Consider the following 16,472-nt stretch of genomic DNA (forward strand, 5'->3'; position numbering starts at 1 on the left):
CCGCGGGTCGCGTCCGGGGCGGTGGCGGGAATGGCGCGGCATCGCGTTCACCGCCCGGCGGGCACGGTCTCCGGGCTGCCGCGCAGAGTTCGTTCCTCCGCGTCGGCCAGCCAGAAGAAGACGGGGGGCAGGCCGAGTTCGATCGCCGCCAGCGGGATCTGGAACCATTGCGGCCAGCCGTGAAGGGCGAGCGAGAGCAGCCGCCCCGCGCCACCCAGCAGGAAGACGCCGGCCAGCCATCGCACCGCCCGGGCCGGGACGGGTCGCTGCCGAGCCGCCCAGAGCCAGGCCAGCCCATAGCCGACGAAGCTCGCTCCCATGAAGCGGCCCCAGCTGTCGACCGTGGTGCCGGCGGAACCCGCGCCGGGGATCGCCGCGTTGCCGAGTAACACATGAAAGACACCGATCAGCACGCACGCCCAGCCCATCAGCTGTGTGAGCGCGCGCAACGTCCTTGCCATGCTCCCTCCCAACCCATTGCGATGGAGCCTTAGTTGACATGTGTCTACTAGACTCCGCGCGTAGGGGACACATGTCAAGTAGTCTGAGTTCGTGCCTCCCCGCCAGCGACTCAGCCCCGCCGACCGCCATGCTCAGCTCCTTGCCGTCGGGGCGCGGCTGTTCGCCCAACACCCTTACGACGATGTGCTGATGGAGGAAGTCGCCCAAGAGGCCGGCGTCTCCCGAGCGCTGCTCTACCGCCACTTCCCCAGTAAGCACGCTCTCTTCGCGGCCGTCTACCAACAGGCGGCGGACCAACTGCTCGTCGACACCCGGCTCGACCCGGCCGACTCCCTGGTGGAGCAGCTCGTCCAAGGTATGGACGTCCACCTCGACTACTTCGTGGCCAACCGCAACGCCGTCCTCGCCGCGAACCGGGTTCTCGCGGGCGACCCTGTGATTCAGTCGATCATGACGAACGAGCTGGACGCACTCCGCACGCGGCTGCTGGCCGTACTCCCGCTCGCACACGACAGCGCCCGCGAGGCCGTCTCCGCTGTCCTGAAGAGCTGGCTGGTCTTTGTCCGGGTCCTCTGCGTCGACTGGCTCACCCGCGAGACCTGCACCCGCACGCAGCTGCGCGACAGCTGTATCGGCGCGCTTCTCGGCGCTCTGCGGCCCTTGCTCGCCGGCGACACCACCCACGAGTGGCCGCCACACTTCGCAGGCGTTGAGCCAGAACCTCGGTAGTGACATCTCCCGTCACGGGCCGGCCCCCGGCACGCCTTCGTGGGGCGTGGCCGGAGGCCGGTCAGCGCGCCGTCGCTCCTGCAGAGGGCGTCGGCGGTTGGGTCAGCGGCGGCAGTCCCGGTGGGCCGGGTGCCAGACGCGGCTCCAGTAGCCGGCGTGCCGGTGGTGGTGACGGTCCCGGTATGCCGGGTGCCACACTCGTGACCAGTAGCCCGCCTTCTGCACGCAGTGGTGCGACGCCACCGGCGGTCGGTGGTGCTGCGGAGCGGCCGATGCGGTGCCGACCGTGCCGACGACGGCGCCGGTGGCCAGGGCCACGGTCGCCGCTCCCAGGGCCGCAGCCCTTTTCAACCCGTTGATCATGATCAGGCCTCTCTGTGCGAGTCGGGGCTGACGCCCCGCCATGTTCCGGACGGTTCGTCCGGAGACGCACTGATCCTCCACCGGGCGACACTCGCACATACCGAAAAACACTGACTGTTACGAAATGCCAATGGATTTCTCATTTGGCTCAAATATTCATATGTATGAGTCAGTCCTGGCGGCCGACCTGGCTCTCCGTGGTGCCGGTGCCGGTGCCGGTTTCGGTGTCAGCGGCGCAGTCCCAGGTCCGCGGCGCCCGCATATCGGGCCTGCCTGCCCAACTCCTCCTCGATCCGGACGAGTTGGTTGTACTTGGCGATGCGGTCGGCGCGGGAGAGTGAGCCGGTCTTGATCTGGCCGCAGCCGGTGGCGACGGCGAGGTCGGCGATCGTGGCGTCCTCGGTCTCGCCGGAGCGGTGGGACATGACGACGGTGTAGCCGGCGCGGTGGGGCGGTCGCCACGGTGGCCAGGGTCTCGGTGAGGGTGCCGATCTGGTTGCCGCGGGTGTACCCGACGCGCACGCCTCGTCGCCCGGGACGCGGCGGCACTTCGCCGCCTGGCCGACGAGTTGGGCGAGGAGTGCGGCGTGACGGTGTGGGTTCACGCCGCCGATCTGCGGGATCCGGGATACCGTCGGCGCCCTCGCCGAGCGGCTCGACGACGCCGACATCCTGGTCAACAACGCCGGGGATATTCCCAGCGGAACGCTCGACACCCTCGACGACCGTGCCTGGCGGCGGGCGTTCGACCTGAAGGTGCTCGGCTGCATCAACCTCACGCGGTACGTCTACGCGAGCTTGACTTCCTCCCCCTCGTGACCGAGGGGGATTCCTACGGCTTGCGCCGTGGGGTTTCCTGCTTCGTCGCCGACTGCCCGCCCGGAGTGCTCCGTTGAGGTCTTACACCGGCTCCGCAGGCCGACACCGCCAGCCCGGCGGCCTTCAGGTTGTTCGCCGCGTTCACGTCGCGGTCATGGGTGACACCGCAGCCCTCGCACGTCCAGGTGCGCACGTGGAGCGGCATCCTGTCCTGCAGGGTTCCGCAGTGCGAGCACAGCTTGGAGGAGGGGAACCAGCGGTCGACCACGATCACCTCGCGCCCGTACCACTGGGCCTTGTACTCCAGCAGGCTGCGAAACTCGCCCCATGCCGCGTCGCTGATGGCGCGGGCGAGACGACCGTTCCTAAGCAGGTTCCGAACGGTCAGGTCCTCGATCACGATCGTTTGGTTTTCACGAACGAGCCGAGTGGTGGTCTTGTGCAGGTGATCCCGCCTGCGATCGGCGATACGCGCATGGATACGGGCGACCTTCCGGCGCGCCTTGGCCCGGTTCGCGCCGTCGCCCGGCGCCTTGCGGGACAACTCCCGCTGGGCCCTCGCCAGACGGCTACGGTCGCGCCGCTCGTGCTGGGGGTTGGTGACCTTCTCCCCGGTGGACAGGGTGAGCAGGTGGTCCAGGCCCGCGTCGATCCCGACCGCCGCATCGGTTGCGGGGAGCGGCTGGACGTGGGGGTCCTCCACCAGGAGGACCACATGCCAGCGTCCGGCCGCGTCCTGGGAGACGGTCACCGTGGACGGCTGGGCGCCCTCGGGCAGGGGACGGGACCAGACGATGTCCAGCGGTTCGGCCATCTTGGCCAGGGTCAGCCGGCCGCCTTGGAAGCGGAACGCGCTGGTGGTGTACTCGGCGGACTTGCGGGACTTCTTCCTGGACTTGAACCGCGGGTACTTCGCCCGCTTGCCGAAGAAGCTGGTGAACGCCGTCTGGAGATGGCGCAGGGCCTGCTGGAGCGGGACGGAGGAGACGTCGTTGAGGTACGCGAGTTCCTCGGTCTTCTTCCACGCCGTCAGCATCGCCGACGTCGCGTTGTAGTTGACCCGCTCGGCCCGCAGTGTCCACGCCTCGGTGCGCGCCGCGAGCGCCAAGTTGTAGACCTTCCGCACGCACCCGAACGTGCGCGACAGCTCCGCTGCCTGCGCATCGGTCGGACAGAAGCGGTACTTGAACGCCCGCTTCACGCCAGTGGTCACAACTCACAAGCTATCAAATCGACTTGTGAGTCGTGGCGGGTTGTCGGTGATGGACGCCGGATCGCCTCGGCGGCGATCCGGCTTTCCCCGCCCCGCTCCGCAGGAGTCCGATTCTCCCCCGCAAGCGGGCGGTACCCCCACCCCCGCCTGAAGGCGGGGGTTTCCTCGGAGGTTCCAGATGAAACGGCGTGGCGGCGGCGTGATCGTCAGCAACATCGGGGCATCGGCCGAACGGTTCGACGCCGCCTACATCGCCGGCTGCACCGGCAACGCCGCCCTGACCGCGTTCACCCGCACCCTCGGCGGAGCGAGCCTGCACGACGGCATCCGGGTCGTCGGCGTCAGCCCTGGCCCCGTCGACACCGAGCGCATCGTGTCGCTGCTCAGGAGCTTCGCCCAAGCGCGGCTGGGCGATGCCGACCGCTACACCGAACTCACCGCGCGACTCCCGCGCGGCCGCGCCGCCGGCACCCGCGAGATCGCCGACACCATCGCCTTCCTCGCCTCGGACCGCTCCGCATACACCAGCGGCGCCGTCCTGACCGTGGACGGCGGCATGTCCGCGGCTGCCTCGGTGTGACCCTCTGTCGTGCCACCCCAAGGAGGCAGTTGTCGTGCACTACACATTCGTCGGTCTCTCGGTGGCCCTGGCGGCGGTGTTCCTCACCACCGGCTCGGCCAAGATCCTCCGCGCGCGGTGGATGACCGTTGCCGCCGACCGTCTCGGCTACACCGTTACGACGTTCCAGGCCATCGGCTCCCTGGAGGTCGCCGCGGCGGCCGGACTGCTGGTCGGGCTCGCCTGGGCCCCGCTGAGCACGGCCGCGGCCGTCGGACTCGTCGCGTTGCTCGTCGGCGCGGTACTGGCGCACCGGCGCGCCGGCGACGCTACACGGGCCCTCGTCCCCCCGGCCTGGCTCGCGCTCGTGTCGGCCGCCACCGCGGTTGTTGGCATCGTGCAGTGAAGGCGCCACGGACCGGCCTCCCCAGCTGCCGAACCGGCGCCCGGCTGCCGACTGGGAGCCAGGCCGCGCCCTCAGCGCGGTAGGTCGTAGGGCGTCGGGCCGAGCCCCGGATCGTCCCGGCGTGCCCGTGCCCGTGCCCGTGCCCACCGCGCCGCGCCGGAACCAGTGGCTGACCCCGGCACCCGGATTCAGCCCCCCGACGCGGCGCGCACCAGTGCCGCCATCACCCGTACGTCCTCGCCCATCTCCGGGTGCCACTGCACGCCCAGCGCGAAACGGTCGCCGGGCAGTTCGACCGCCTCCACCGTGCCGTCCGCCGCATGGGCCGAGGCGCGCAGACCCTCGCCCAGGCGGGCCACCGCCTGGTGGTGGTACGTCGGGACGTACGTCTGCTCCGGCACCACGGCCGCGTACCGCGTGCCCGCCACGGGGGTCACCGGGTGGGTGCCGAAGACGCCGACGTCCTCGGTGTGGCCGTCGATGTGCTGGACGAGGGTGCCGCCGAGCGCGACGTTCAGCAGTTGCATGCCCCGGCAGATGCCGAGCAGCGGCGTTCGGGAGTCCAACGCCGCCAGGATCAGGGCGAGTTCCCAGGCGTCACGCTCCCGCGCGGGCGGCCCGGTGCGCGGCTCGCGCACGGCGCCGTAGCGCTCCGGCTCGACGTCCGGGCCGCCCGCGACGACCAGCCCGTCGAGGCGGGCGACCACCGACGCCGTGTGGGAGGGATCGTCCGGCGGCAGCATCGCCGCGAGCCCGCCCGCGGCCTGCACCAGCCGCGGGTACCCGGCGGGCAGCAGCGCCGCGGGCAGTTCCCAGACTCCCCAGGACGCCCGGGATTCCAGATAGGTGCTGACGCCGATGAGCGGCTTGCCCACTGTGTGCTCCTTCACGGTTCCCGGCCGGGCTCCCACTCGGCTTCCGTCACGGCGAGCGCTGCGAGGCACTCCATGGACCGGATTCATACCTTTGTGTCGGCGGTGCCAGGAAATCAAGACCCGTGCGCGCCGTCGCCGTGCACCGCCCCGCTCACGTCAGGAAGCCGCGCAGCAACGCGGCCGTGCCCGCACAGTGCTCCCGCATCATCTCCCGCGCGCCGTCGGCGTCCCCGTCGAGCACGGCCTCGACCAGGGCGGTGTGCTGGCGCTGTGAGTGCTCCAGGTTCCGCACCAGCAACGGGATGCAGTCCAGCAGGTCGTTCACGGTCGCGCGCACGGCCGCGTACTGCGCGGTGAGCGTCGGCGATCCGGACAGCTCGGCGAGTGTGAGGTGCAGCAGCGTGTCGAGCCGGCGGTACTCGGTGAGCGGCGCGTCGTGCGTGCGGGCGAGCGCGTCCCGCAGCCGCTCCGCCTGCTCGTCGGAGAGCCCGTGCGCCGCGCACAGACCGGCCGAGCCCACTTCCAGCACCTCCCGGAACCGCAGGACGTCCTCGATGTCAACCTCGTCGATGCGGCGGCGCAGCTCGTTCTCGTCGGGGGCGGCCGCCCTCGGCAGGACGAACGTTCCGCCGTAGCGGCCGCGCCGGGACTCCACCAGACCCTGGTCCTGGAGGACCTTCAGCACCTCGCGCAGCGTCACCCGGCTGATGCCGAGCCGGTCCGCGAGCTCCCGCTCCGACGGCAGCCGCTCGCCACCGGGCACCAGGCCCAGCCGTACGACCTGGAGTATCTGTTCAAGAGCCTCCTCGAACCCGTTCCCCGCCCGCACCGGCCGCAGCACCGGAGAGAGCCGGTCGTCCGTGAAGGCACCCTCGCTCGCGTCCGTCTGCGACATCAGGCCGCACCCCTTCCCAAGCAATGGTTTCCAGAAATACCTTATAGGTCTCGGCTGACCGAAGGAGGCTTTCCCGTGGCAGACCGCACACCCCCGCTCAGTGTCGAGGAGCTTCGCGCCCTCGTCGCGAGCGGCGAGATCGATACTGTTGTCCTGGCCTTCCCCGACATGCAAGGGCGGCTCCAGGGCAAGCGGTTCGCCGCGCGCTTCTTCCTCGACGAAGTCCTCCAGCACGGCACGGAGTGCTGCAACTACCTCCTCGCCGTCGACGCGGAGATGAACACCGTCGAAGGCTACGAGATGTCCTCCTGGGACCGTGGCTACGGCGATTTCGCCATGCTCCCCGACCTGGCCACCCTGCGTCGGGTGCCCTGGCACCGGGCCACCGCGATGCTGATGGCGGACCTCGCATGGGAGGACGGATCACCGGTCGCGGCCGCGCCCCGGCAGATCCTGCGCCGCCAGCTCGAACGGCTCGCCGAGCTCGGCTACACGGCCCACGTCGGCACGGAGCTCGAGTTCATCGTCTTCAAGGACTCGTACGAACAGGCCTGGGACGCCGGGTACCGGGGCCTCACCCCGGCCAACCAGTACAACGTCGACTACTCGGTCCTCGGCACCGGCCGCATCGAGCCGCTGCTGCACCGCATCTGCAACGAGATGAGCGCGGCGGGCCTGACCGTCGAGTCCGCGAAGGGCGAGTGCAACCCCGGCCAGCACGAGATCGTGTTCCGCTACGACGAAGCCCTGGTCACCTGCGACCAGCACGCCGTCTACAAGACCGGCGCCAAGGAGATCGCCGCACAGGAGGGCTACGCCCTCACCTTCATGGCGAAGTACAACGAGCGCGAGGGGAACTCCTGCCACATCCATCTCTCCCTCGCCGACGCGGACGGCGCCGGCGCCATGGCCGGGGACGGGCCCGGCGGCATGTCCCAGGTGATGCGGCACTTCCTCGCCGGCCAGTTGGCCGCGCTGCGCGACTTCTCCCTCCTGTACGGCCCCCACATCAACTCCTACAAGCGTTTCCAGCCCGGCTCCTTCGCGCCGACCGCCGTCGCCTGGGGGTACGACAACCGCACCTGCGCGCTGCGCGTCGTCGGCCACGGCCGTTCGTTGCGCTTCGAGAACCGGCTGCCCGGCGGCGACGTCAACCCGCACCTCGCGGTCGCGGGTCTGATCGCCGCCGGTCTCCACGGTGTCGAGCAGCGCCTGGAACTGCCCGACGCATGTGCGGGCAACGCCTACGCCGCCCGCTACGAACGCGTCCCCACCACCCTGCGCGAGGCCGCCGAGCTCTGGGAGAACAGCCCGATCGCCAAGGCCGCCTTCGGTGACGACGTCGTCGCGCACTACCGCAACATGGCCCGCGTCGAACTCGACGCCTTCGACGCCGCGGTGACCGACTGGGAACTCCGCCGCTCCTTCGAACGCATGTGAGGCCCCTCTTGTCGTACGAGCGCGAGCACCACGAGGACCACGAGAACCACGAGAACCACGAGAACCACGAGAACATGGACACGTACGTGCACGAGCACCAGGTACTGAACCCGGCGACGGAGGAAGTCGTCGCGACCGTCCCCGCCGCCACGCGCGAGGACGTCGACGCGGCCGTCACCCGCGCGGCTCAGGCCCAGACCCGCTGGGCCGCCCTCGCGCCCGCCGACCGGGCCAGGCTGCTGCGCCGCTTCGCTGCCACCGTCGACGAACACCTGGAAGAACTGGCGCGGTTGGAGGTGCGCGAGGCCGGCCACGTCATCGGCAACGCGCGCTGGGAGGCGGGAAACGCCCGCGATCTGCTCGACTTCGCCGCCGGGGGAGTGGAACGCCTGTCCGGCCGCCAGATCCCCGTCCCCGGCGGACTCGACATCACGATCCTCGAACCCCTCGGGGTCGTCGGTGTCATCGCGCCGTGGAACTTCCCGATGCCGATCGCCGCGTGGGGGACCGCACCCGCCCTGGCGGCCGGCAACGCGGTCCTCCTCAAACCCGCGGAGACGACCCCGCTGACCGCCCTCCGGCTCGCCGAACTCGCCCTGGAGTCAGGCCTTCCGGACCACCTCTTCCAGGTGCTGCCCGGCGCGGGCGCGGAGGCGGGGAACGCACTCGTCGAGCACCCCGTCGTCGCCAAGATCGTGTTCACCGGATCCACCCGCGTGGGCAAGGCGATCATGGCCAAGTGCGCCGCGCGCGTGAAGCGCGTGACCCTCGAACTCGGCGGCAAGAGCCCCAACATCGTCTTCGCCGACGCCGACATCGAGGCCGCCGCCGCTGCCGCACCCATGTCGTTCCTCGACAACGCGGGGCAGGACTGCTGCGCCCGCACCCGCATCCTCGTCCAGCGCTCGGTCTACGACCGCTTCCTGGACCTGCTCACGCCCGGCATCGAGTCCGTCGTCGTCGGCGACCCGGACGACGAGCGCACCCAGATGGGCCCACTGATCTCGAAGGTCCAGCTGGAGCGCGTACGGTCGTTTGTCACCGACGACCTGAAGACGATCCGCGGCAACGCGCCCGAAGGGCCCGGCTTCTGGTTCCCCCCGACCGTCGTCACCGACGTCGGCCCGGACGCGCCCGTCGCCGCCGAAGAGGTCTTCGGCCCGGTCGCCGTCGTCCTGCCCTTCGAGGACGAGGCCGACGCGGTACGGCTCGCCAACGCGACCGAGTACGGTCTGTCCGGGTCGATCTGGACACGGGACGTGGGCCGTGCGCTGCGCGTGTCCGGCGCCGTCGCGGCCGGCAACCTCTCCGTCAACTCCCACTCCAGCGTTCGCTACTGGACCCCGTTCGGCGGCTACAAGCAGTCGGGGCTCGGCCGCGAACTCGGCCCGGACGCGCTCGCCGCTTTCACCGAGACCAAGAACGTCTTCATCAGCAACGGTGCCACCGGCACGACCCCCACGGAGGGCTGAGCACTCATGACCGACACCAGCACCGTCTGCCGCCGCCTCGTCGGCCGCAGCGCCGTCATCACCGGCGCGGGCAGCGGCATCGGCCTCGCCACCGCGCGCCGCCTCGCCTCCGAGGGGGCGAACGTCGTCTGCGGTGACATCGACGACAGCGCGGGCAAGGCCGCCGCCGAGGCGGTCGGGGGCACCTTCGTGAAGGTGGACGTGACCGACGCCGAGCAGGTCGAGGCGCTGTTCAGGACCGCGTTCGACACCTACGGCTCCGTCGACATCGCCTTCAACAACGCGGGCATCTCGCCGCCGGACGACGACTCGATCCTGGAGACCGGCCTGGACGCCTGGAAGCGGGTGCAGGAGACCAACCTGACCTCGGTGTACCTGTGCTGCAAGGCCGCCATCCCCTACATGCGGCGACAGGGCCGCGGTTCCATCATCAACACCGCGTCGTTCGTGGCCATCATGGGCGCCGCCACCTCGCAGATCTCCTACACCGCGTCCAAGGGCGGCGTGCTCGCCATGTCGCGCGAGCTGGGCGTGCAGTTCGCCCGCGAGGGCATCCGCGTCAACGCACTCTGCCCGGGGCCGGTCAACACCCCGCTCCTCCAAGAGCTGTTCGCGAAGGACCCGGAGCGCGCGGCGCGACGCCTCGTGCACATTCCGGTGGGGCGGTTCGCAGAGGCCGACGAGATCGCGGCCGCGGTCGCGTTCCTCGCGAGCGACGACTCGTCCTTCGTCAACGCCACCGACTTCCTCGTCGACGGTGGGATCTCCGGCGCGTACGTCACGCCGCTGTAGTCCCTCCCTCCGGCAAGCACCCCGACCGCCCGGCGCCGCAAGGCGCCCGGCCGTCGGTCATGGCCACGCTGTCCACGACCGCGCGAACGTCACCCTGGTGGAGCTCCGCCACCAGCGCTAATGATCGGCGGTACGGGTGGTGAGGTCCTCGTCGGTGATGGGGCGAACCACCCGGCAAGGGGTTCCGACCGCGACGGTCATCGGGGGAATGCTGCGGCTGACGACGCTGCCCGCGCCGATGACCGACCCGTACCCGATACGAACGCCGGGCAGGACCACCGCGTTGCTGCCGATCCACACCTTGTCCTCGATCACGATCGGTTCCGAGAACCGTCCGAAGTCAGCGCGCCGCGAGGGATGCACCGGGTGTCCCGTCGTGGTCAGGGTCACGCTGGGCGCGATCATGACATCGTTGCCTATCAGGATGTCCACGTCGTCGACGAACGTGAGGTTCACGTTCCCGAAGAAGTCGTCGCCGATGCGGACGTTGCTGCCGAACCCGGCGTGGAACGGTGGCAGCAGTACGGTGCGTTCACCGACCGAGCCGAAGATCGAGACGAGCAGCGATCGACGCTTCTCCGTTTCGCCCGGTGGTGTGTGGTTGTACTCGAAGATCTGCTCGGTGCGGCGCCGAGGTCCCTGGAAGGCCGCTTCCGACTCGGTGTAGACGAGCCCCTTGGCGATCCGGGCCAGGACCTCTTCCTCGTGAGCACGCGTCACAGCGGAACGTCCCTTCGTCCAACCTCTCGGGCACAGGCCCGGCGCGCCCCCGGCCGACCGCACGCATCCACAGCCTACGGGCACCGCGAAGAGGCCGTGATCCCTTTCAGTTCGCCACATGGCGCTCGAAAGGGCGCGGCGGCGTCTCCTCATCCCGTGTCAGCCAGGGGAATGCTGTTGCTCGCTCCGATAGCCGCTGATCATGAAGCCGGAGGCCGCGCTGGAAATTCGCTTGCCAATCCACGACGCCGCCGACATGCTCGCCGCTGTGATGACGACCCTCTTCAGCCGCCGACCGCACACCTTCGTACCTGCAGAGGATCACAACGTTGAACTACGTCATGCGCGAGTACACGCCGGCTGACGAGACCTCCTGGCTGCGCTGCCGGGTGCTTGCGTTCCTGGACACTTCCTTCTACGACGCTGTCGTCCCGTCCAAGCCCGCTGTGACGCCCGGTCTGGAGCTCGTCGTGGTCGACGAGACAGGTGCCGTGGTCGCTCTCATGGACACGGGCATCGAGGGCGAACTGGCGACTATAGACACTGTTGCGGTCCACCCCGACCACCGGCGGCGGGGGCTGGGACGGCAGTTGCTGGAGCGGACCTGCGCGTGGGCCTCCTCCACGGGGGCGATCGCGCTGGACGCGTGGACCAGGGACGACGCGGACACCCTTGCCTGGTATCGCTCGATGGGCTTCGCCGAAAGCGACCACTACCTGCACGTCTACGCCTTCTACTACACCGACCCCACAGAGCCGGCCCGCGCGATCGCTGAGGCCCGCCCGGGACTGCGGCCCATGCTGGTCTTCGGCCACGCCCCGCTCGCGGACGAGGAGCGGCTGAGGAGCGAGTTCGCCCGGGTCCACGTCGACCGGCGCTTCGCCATGCCGATCTGACAGGTCACGTGATGGTCGTTCAGCAGCGAGCTCTGTTGGCTGCTGAACGGCTGATCGTGGGCACGGCGTCGCGCTGCTCGATGGTCTGGCCAGAGCCGCGGGGGCGACGGCACGGCCTTCGTCATCGCAGGGGATCAACAGCCGCCTCGGCACCATGCTCCCCGCGTGGATCAACGCCGTCGATGCCAGCCAACTACCCGGCCGCACCGGCTTCCTACTCCACCTGCTCCGCGAGCTCAACGCCGTGAGCGCCGGACTCACGGCCAGTACTCTGAGTCCCGTCCGCACTATCTGGGAGAGACATGACAAGTAGGTTTCTGGAGTTGGTCGTTGACTGCCGCGATCCGGAGAGACTCGCGGCCTTCTGGTGCGAGGTCCTGGACTTCAAGGTGATCGACCGGAGCGAGGGCAAGGTCGAGATCGGCTCCTGGGTGCCGACCGTCGAGGATGTTCGGGCCCGCCAGATGTCGCCCACCCTGTTGTTCGTCCAGGTGCCCGAGGGCAAGACTGTGAAGAACCGGCTTCACCTCGACGTCAGCCCGATCGACGGCAGCACCGAGGACGAGGTGACCAGATTGCTCGGCCTCGGCGCCACCAAGGCGGATGTGGGCCAGGGCTCAGACCGAAACTGGGTGGTCATGGCAGACCCGGAGGGCAACGAGTTCTGCGTCCTTCGCACCCTGGCGCCGGAGAACTAGTGCCGCGACAGGCAACGTTTGCCCCGTCGCGACGCCCGGCACGCACTCTCGCCGCACCGGCCGAAAGCCCGAGTACATCCAGTACGAGGACTTCCGGCCGGCACACCGAGAGCACGCACCGGACGCCGCTCCTTGACGGGCAAACGTTGCCCGCCGCGGCACTAGTAGTGCTTCGTTACGTTGGGTGATCTCGCCTGGTGGTGGGCATCTTGCTGGTATGAGGCTGGGGGAGGTGGAACGGCTCCGGGGTGAGTTATCGGGGTTCGTTGCCGATGTGTTCGGGTCGTTGTCGCGGCGGGATCAGCGGCGGTGGGGTGAGTGTTATCTGCGGGGTCTGATGCTGGACGGTCGGCGTAAGTCGATCCAGCCGATGGCGGAGCGGCTGCCGGACGGCAACATGCAGGCCCTGCAGCAGTTCGTGAACCAGTCGCCGTGGGAGTGGACGCCGGTGCGCCGGCGGATCGCCCAAAGGTTGTGCGAGGTGATCCAGCCCGAGGTGTGGGTGGTCGACGACGTGTCGTTTCCCAAGTGCGGGCGGGTGTCGGCAGGAGTGGCCCGGCAGTACTGCGGAGCGTTGGGCAAACGGGCCAACTGCCAGGTCGCGGTCAGCGTGCACGCGGCCACCGACACCGCCTCCTGCCCACTGGAATGGGAACTGTTCCTGCCCGAGGAATGGGCGGACGATCACGAGCGGCGGCGGCGAGCCGGGGTGCCCGCCGAGGCCAGGCATGTCCCGAAGACGCGCCTGGCCTTGGGATTGCTTGAGCGGCTGGCCGCGCAGGGTCTGACGGTGCCGGTGATCGTGGCCGATGCCGGCTACGGCCGCAGCGTCGCCTTCCGGCTTGCGCTGGAGGAACGCGGCTGGTCCTACGTTATGGCCGTCGACCCCAAGGAGGTCGCACGGCCTGCCGCGGCCGAGCCGTATCAGCCCGAATACGGCGGACTGGGGCCGCCCACACTGTCCCGCTACCGCGAGGCCGCCCGCCCCCTGCGCGACCTCGTCGACGCCGGCGCCCCCTTCCTGGAGGTCACTTGGCGACAAGGCAGCAAGGGCATGATGACCTCGCGTTTCGCCGTGCTGGAGGTGCGGCCGTCGGGCAAGGAGGCCTGCCGCACCGTTCAGGAACAGGCCGGGGGACGCAGCCGCTGGGACGGCGTTCTGCCCCTGCGGACCCTGCTGGTCGAACAGCCCGAAGAAGCCGACGAGGCGACGGGCTACTGGATGACGAACCTGCCCGCCGCCACCCCGGTCGCCGACCTGGTGCGGTGGGCGAAGATGCGCTGGCGGATCGAGCACGACTACCGCGAGCTCAAGCACGGCCTGGGCCTGGACCACTTCGAAGGCCGCACCTGGCGCGGCTGGCATCACCACGTCACCCTCGTCACCGCCGCCCAGGCCTTCCTCACCCTCCGGCGGCTCGACCCAAAAGCACACACGCCGGTCTGACCCTCTACCAGGTCCTGGACACACTCCAGGACCTGCTGCACTGCTGGACCGGCACCTGCACCACCTGCGGCCGCCCCCTTGCCAGAAGCAGACCCAGAACCAGAACCTAACGAAGCACTACTAGGCACTGCCCGACGGATCATGTGACTTTCCGACCGGTTGCTCGTTGGTCGGAGCAAGGGCCGGGGGGATCTGACGAACCGTGAATGGTCGCTGCTCGAACCACATCTGCCCACTCGGACGTCCCCGGTGCGGTCTGACCTGCAAGATCCACCTCGCCGGCGAGGGCGGCTGCCGCCCCATGACGTCTCCCCACTGGTCCGCTGCCCGTTGCGGCGGACCAGCCCAGCTCACAGCCCGTTCACCCAAGGAGCGCGAACGACGCGCGCTCATGCCACTTCGCACCGTCATGCACCATGAGGTCAACTGACGAGACGCGCGACGTGACGGGGAGTCTGCCGAGCAGGTCGGCCTCAATCTCATCCAGAACCGCATCGTCCTGACCGTCAGCGACGGTCAGGTGGGGCACAATCTCGGCGAACTGCCCCCCGTAGGGAGGGGCCTCGGGCCAACGGTCAGCGATCACCTCAGTGAGCCGCCGCAACTGCGTGCCGGGCTCAGGAGCGAGATACAGCACCCCCGGAAACCGCCCACAGCTCTCAAATCGCAGGTCAAAGGCATGATGACTGCCGAGCATGTCAGCGAGAGCCGAGCAGACACGCGCATCTATTCGGCTCTCGTCGAGGAACGGGAAAAGCACCGTGACATGCGCTGGTACTCCTGCTTGGGCTGACGGATCGAACCGCTCACGCCATGCGCGGACGACCGGCTCCGCATCCGGGATCCTGACGATGAGTCCCGTCTGGCCTGCCTGAAACCTACTCGCGCTGTCATCTGCCATGACACGGCATGCTGCCACCTCAGAGGCCGACGGGAGCACTCATTATGCGTCCATGATCACGACCGATCCGCCGTACAGGACACGCGGGGAAGCCGACGGCGCCGGAACCCGACTGCCGTCAGTGAACGAAGCCAGGTCACCTTCTGACCGCGCGAGCACGCCTCATGCGCCGGTAACTCCGTCGATCTGCTCGCGGATGAGGTCGGCATGACCGTTGTGACGTGCGTACTCCTCGATCATGTGCACCATGATCCAGCGCAGGGAGACTTCCTGATCCCCTATGTGACCCGCTTCCTGTTCGGGCAGGCGGCCGGAGTCGTCCAGCGATGCTTCAGCGACCAGCTCACGGCTTCGAGCGACCTCCGCTTGCCAGGCAGCTACCGCCTCGTCAAGCCCCCGTTCCGGCTGAAGGCCAAAGCCGTCGAGGTTGCCCTCCCCGAAGACCGGCGGCAATTCTTGACCTGCGAAAACACGCTGGAACCAGTTGCGTTCCACCTCAGCCATGTGCTGCACGAGGCCGAGCAGCGTCATTGAGGAGGGTGACGCTGCAGCAAGCCGTAATTGATCATCTTTGAGGCCCGAACACTTCAGGGCGAGAGTCGCACGGTGAAAGTCCAGCCATGCGTCCAGCATGGCGCGCTCGTCTGCATGCGCGGGAGGGATGGGCCGTCCATCCGGTGTCGTATTCATGAGCCCACCCTGGCAGGAGCAGATACGGTGCACGACTGTCTTCGCTGGCGACGAACACACATCTCGCCCCATCTCCCAGGCGTATGCCGGGCCGCACCCGGAGCGTCCCTTCCCGCCGGTGCTGTTCGTCTTCGCGGCCGCCCCGCCCCGCGCGGCGCCGGCCACCCGCGAGATGGAATTCCACGAGCGGGCGCGCGGCCTGACGACCATGGGCTACCGGATCACCGTGGCGACCACGACCCTGTCCCTGCTCACCAAGCACGGGGCGGGCAAAGCGGTGTGGCGCGTCGTCGGCCGGGGCGAGGACCGCCTTGCGCTTGGCAGGCCGCCGAAGGCGCGGTGAACATGACGGGCCCGGCCGCCGTCGGCCGGGCCCGTCTTCCGTACCCCCTGGAGACAGGAAAGTTGGACGCGCACCGCTAGGACAGCGCCCGCGTACGCGAAGGAAAATCACCCGCCCGAGTGCCGCCACGGACCGGGCCGGACCGCCGTGGTGGGGGCGACCACAGGCCCGGCCACGACGACCTGATGCAGACGCAAGCCGCATGGAACGCCACCTACGCAGCGCTTGCCGCACCCCGCCCCCGCGACACCACCGCACTGCGCCGCCGCCTGCTGCGCCTGTCCGTAAGGCTGTGGTGGCACCCGTACTGGGAGACCGTCCCTTCGGTGCCGGCGGCGCGCTCCGAGCTGCGCCAGTTGGCCCGCGTCCATGAAGCCGCCTGGGCCGCATGACCGGGCCGCCTCGGTCGACTAGGAGCACGAAGTTGCGACAACGGTTGGGTCTTCAGCTGCGCCAACATCTCCGGAAGCGACGCCGCCATCTTGGTGCCGCACCTGGAGCGCAGCACCACCCTGCCCGCGTCGACGGAGCCCAGCGCCCTGAAGCCGTCCCACTTCGGCTCGCCTGACCAGCCCGGCCGCAGATCAGGACTGGAAACCGGGGAGGCGAGCATCGGTTCCGGCAGTGTCCAGGTCACGCTCGATGCCTTTCACGGAGGCTAGTGCTGTGACCGCATAGGTTCGCCGGGTCGGTGGTCGCTTCGTCAGCCTGAGAGCGAGCCGTGCAGGTTCTTCTTTCTGCGTGGCGATGTC

20 protein-coding genes and 1 pseudogene are annotated in these 16,472 nt (G+C 69.2%); 12 read left to right on the forward strand and 9 right to left on the reverse strand.

What is annotated here, in order from left to right; translation table 11 throughout:
• Nucleotides 1–47 precede the first annotated feature (47 nt).
• Nucleotides 48–461 (reverse strand): DUF4345 domain-containing protein, encoded by a 414-nt coding sequence (locus ACIHCX_RS36770; protein WP_400037503.1) that lies wholly within the window; start codon nt 459–461, stop codon nt 48–50.
• A 91-nt stretch (nt 462–552) separates the two neighbouring features.
• Here ACIHCX_RS36770 and ACIHCX_RS36775 point away from each other — a divergent pair, with 91 nt between their 5' ends.
• Complete coding sequence (locus ACIHCX_RS36775) at nt 553–1,191, forward strand: TetR/AcrR family transcriptional regulator (RefSeq protein ID WP_400037505.1); 639 nt, start codon at nt 553–555, stop codon at nt 1,189–1,191.
• A gap of 102 nt (nt 1,192–1,293) precedes the next feature.
• On the opposite strand, the gene ACIHCX_RS36780 is transcribed toward ACIHCX_RS36775, so the two are convergent.
• Nucleotides 1,294–1,554 (reverse strand): hypothetical protein, encoded by a 261-nt coding sequence (locus ACIHCX_RS36780; RefSeq protein ID WP_400037507.1) that lies wholly within the window; start codon nt 1,552–1,554, stop codon nt 1,294–1,296.
• A gap of 227 nt (nt 1,555–1,781) precedes the next feature.
• A pseudogene (gene eno, locus ACIHCX_RS36785) lies at nt 1,782–2,052 on the reverse strand (phosphopyruvate hydratase); the annotation flags it as partial.
• 174 nt (nt 2,053–2,226) lie between these two features.
• Here eno and ACIHCX_RS36790 point away from each other — a divergent pair.
• A complete protein-coding gene (locus ACIHCX_RS36790; protein WP_400037541.1) occupies nt 2,227–2,373 on the forward strand; it encodes a hypothetical protein in 147 nt (48 codons plus the stop codon).
• A 13-nt stretch (nt 2,374–2,386) separates the two neighbouring features.
• Here the strand turns inward: ACIHCX_RS36790 and ACIHCX_RS36795 are convergent, their stop codons facing one another.
• Complete coding sequence (locus ACIHCX_RS36795) at nt 2,387–3,586, reverse strand: RNA-guided endonuclease InsQ/TnpB family protein (protein WP_400037509.1); 1,200 nt, start codon at nt 3,584–3,586, stop codon at nt 2,387–2,389.
• 178 nt (nt 3,587–3,764) lie between these two features.
• Between ACIHCX_RS36795 and ACIHCX_RS36800 the strand changes: the two genes are divergently transcribed.
• On the forward strand, nt 3,765–4,166 hold the full coding sequence (locus ACIHCX_RS36800) for an SDR family oxidoreductase (RefSeq protein ID WP_400037511.1): 402 nt from the start codon (nt 3,765–3,767) through the stop codon (nt 4,164–4,166).
• 34 nt (nt 4,167–4,200) lie between these two features.
• Entirely contained in the window at nt 4,201–4,551 is a 351-nt protein-coding gene (locus ACIHCX_RS36805; RefSeq protein WP_400037513.1) for a DoxX family protein, read from the forward strand.
• A gap of 188 nt (nt 4,552–4,739) precedes the next feature.
• Here ACIHCX_RS36805 and ACIHCX_RS36810 read toward each other — a convergent pair whose 3' ends face one another.
• Nucleotides 4,740–5,426, reverse strand: a complete 687-nt coding sequence (locus ACIHCX_RS36810) for a gamma-glutamyl-gamma-aminobutyrate hydrolase family protein (protein WP_400037515.1) — start codon at nt 5,424–5,426, stop codon at nt 4,740–4,742.
• A gap of 151 nt (nt 5,427–5,577) precedes the next feature.
• A complete protein-coding gene (locus ACIHCX_RS36815) occupies nt 5,578–6,321 on the reverse strand; it encodes a FadR/GntR family transcriptional regulator (RefSeq protein WP_400037517.1) in 744 nt (247 codons plus the stop codon).
• Between the two features lie 75 nt (nt 6,322–6,396).
• Here ACIHCX_RS36815 and ACIHCX_RS36820 point away from each other — a divergent pair, with 75 nt between their 5' ends.
• The 3 genes from ACIHCX_RS36820 to ACIHCX_RS36830 all read left to right on the forward strand — a co-directional run bounded on the left by ACIHCX_RS36820 (nt 6,397) and on the right by ACIHCX_RS36830 (nt 10,025).
• A complete protein-coding gene (locus tag ACIHCX_RS36820; protein ID WP_400037519.1) occupies nt 6,397–7,761 on the forward strand; it encodes a glutamine synthetase family protein in 1,365 nt (454 codons plus the stop codon).
• A 74-nt stretch (nt 7,762–7,835) separates the two neighbouring features.
• Nucleotides 7,836–9,233 (forward strand): aldehyde dehydrogenase family protein, encoded by a 1,398-nt coding sequence (locus ACIHCX_RS36825; RefSeq protein WP_400037543.1) that lies wholly within the window; start codon nt 7,836–7,838, stop codon nt 9,231–9,233.
• 6 nt (nt 9,234–9,239) lie between these two features.
• A complete protein-coding gene (locus ACIHCX_RS36830) occupies nt 9,240–10,025 on the forward strand; it encodes a 3-oxoacyl-ACP reductase (RefSeq protein ID WP_400037521.1) in 786 nt (261 codons plus the stop codon).
• Nucleotides 10,026–10,142: 117 nt separating this feature from the next.
• Here ACIHCX_RS36830 and ACIHCX_RS36835 read toward each other — a convergent pair whose 3' ends face one another.
• Complete coding sequence (locus ACIHCX_RS36835; protein WP_400037523.1) at nt 10,143–10,745, reverse strand: sugar O-acetyltransferase; 603 nt, start codon at nt 10,743–10,745, stop codon at nt 10,143–10,145.
• 329 nt (nt 10,746–11,074) lie between these two features.
• Between ACIHCX_RS36835 and ACIHCX_RS36840 the strand changes: the two genes are divergently transcribed.
• The 3 genes from ACIHCX_RS36840 to ACIHCX_RS36850 all read left to right on the forward strand — a co-directional run bounded on the left by ACIHCX_RS36840 (nt 11,075) and on the right by ACIHCX_RS36850 (nt 13,786).
• Nucleotides 11,075–11,641 (forward strand): GNAT family N-acetyltransferase, encoded by a 567-nt coding sequence (locus ACIHCX_RS36840; protein WP_400037525.1) that lies wholly within the window; start codon nt 11,075–11,077, stop codon nt 11,639–11,641.
• A gap of 302 nt (nt 11,642–11,943) precedes the next feature.
• Nucleotides 11,944–12,339 (forward strand): VOC family protein, encoded by a 396-nt coding sequence (locus ACIHCX_RS36845; protein ID WP_400037527.1) that lies wholly within the window; start codon nt 11,944–11,946, stop codon nt 12,337–12,339.
• A gap of 217 nt (nt 12,340–12,556) precedes the next feature.
• Nucleotides 12,557–13,786 (forward strand): IS701 family transposase, encoded by a 1,230-nt coding sequence (locus tag ACIHCX_RS36850; RefSeq protein WP_400037529.1) that lies wholly within the window; start codon nt 12,557–12,559, stop codon nt 13,784–13,786.
• A 361-nt stretch (nt 13,787–14,147) separates the two neighbouring features.
• Here the strand turns inward: ACIHCX_RS36850 and ACIHCX_RS36855 are convergent, their stop codons facing one another.
• Both ACIHCX_RS36855 and ACIHCX_RS36860 read right to left on the reverse strand, forming a co-directional pair.
• A complete protein-coding gene (locus ACIHCX_RS36855; RefSeq protein WP_400037531.1) occupies nt 14,148–14,687 on the reverse strand; it encodes a 2'-5' RNA ligase family protein in 540 nt (179 codons plus the stop codon).
• A 162-nt stretch (nt 14,688–14,849) separates the two neighbouring features.
• Nucleotides 14,850–15,377: a DinB family protein gene (locus ACIHCX_RS36860; protein ID WP_400037533.1), complete on the reverse strand. Its 528-nt coding sequence runs from the start codon at nt 15,375–15,377 to the stop codon at nt 14,850–14,852.
• Between the two features lie 118 nt (nt 15,378–15,495).
• Here ACIHCX_RS36860 and ACIHCX_RS36865 point away from each other — a divergent pair, with 118 nt between their 5' ends.
• Together ACIHCX_RS36865 and ACIHCX_RS36870 are read left to right on the forward strand one after the other, a co-directional pair.
• Complete coding sequence (locus ACIHCX_RS36865; RefSeq protein ID WP_400037535.1) at nt 15,496–15,720, forward strand: hypothetical protein; 225 nt, start codon at nt 15,496–15,498, stop codon at nt 15,718–15,720.
• Nucleotides 15,721–15,905: 185 nt separating this feature from the next.
• Nucleotides 15,906–16,112 carry a hypothetical protein gene (locus tag ACIHCX_RS36870; protein ID WP_400037537.1) on the forward strand — a complete coding sequence of 69 codons (207 nt, stop codon included), beginning with the start codon at nt 15,906–15,908 and terminating at the stop codon, nt 16,110–16,112.
• The last annotated feature ends 360 nt before the right edge of the window (nt 16,113–16,472 follow it).

The organism is Streptomyces sp. NPDC052043, assembly GCF_044548235.1.
Taxonomy (GTDB): domain Bacteria; phylum Actinomycetota; class Actinomycetes; order Streptomycetales; family Streptomycetaceae; genus Streptomyces.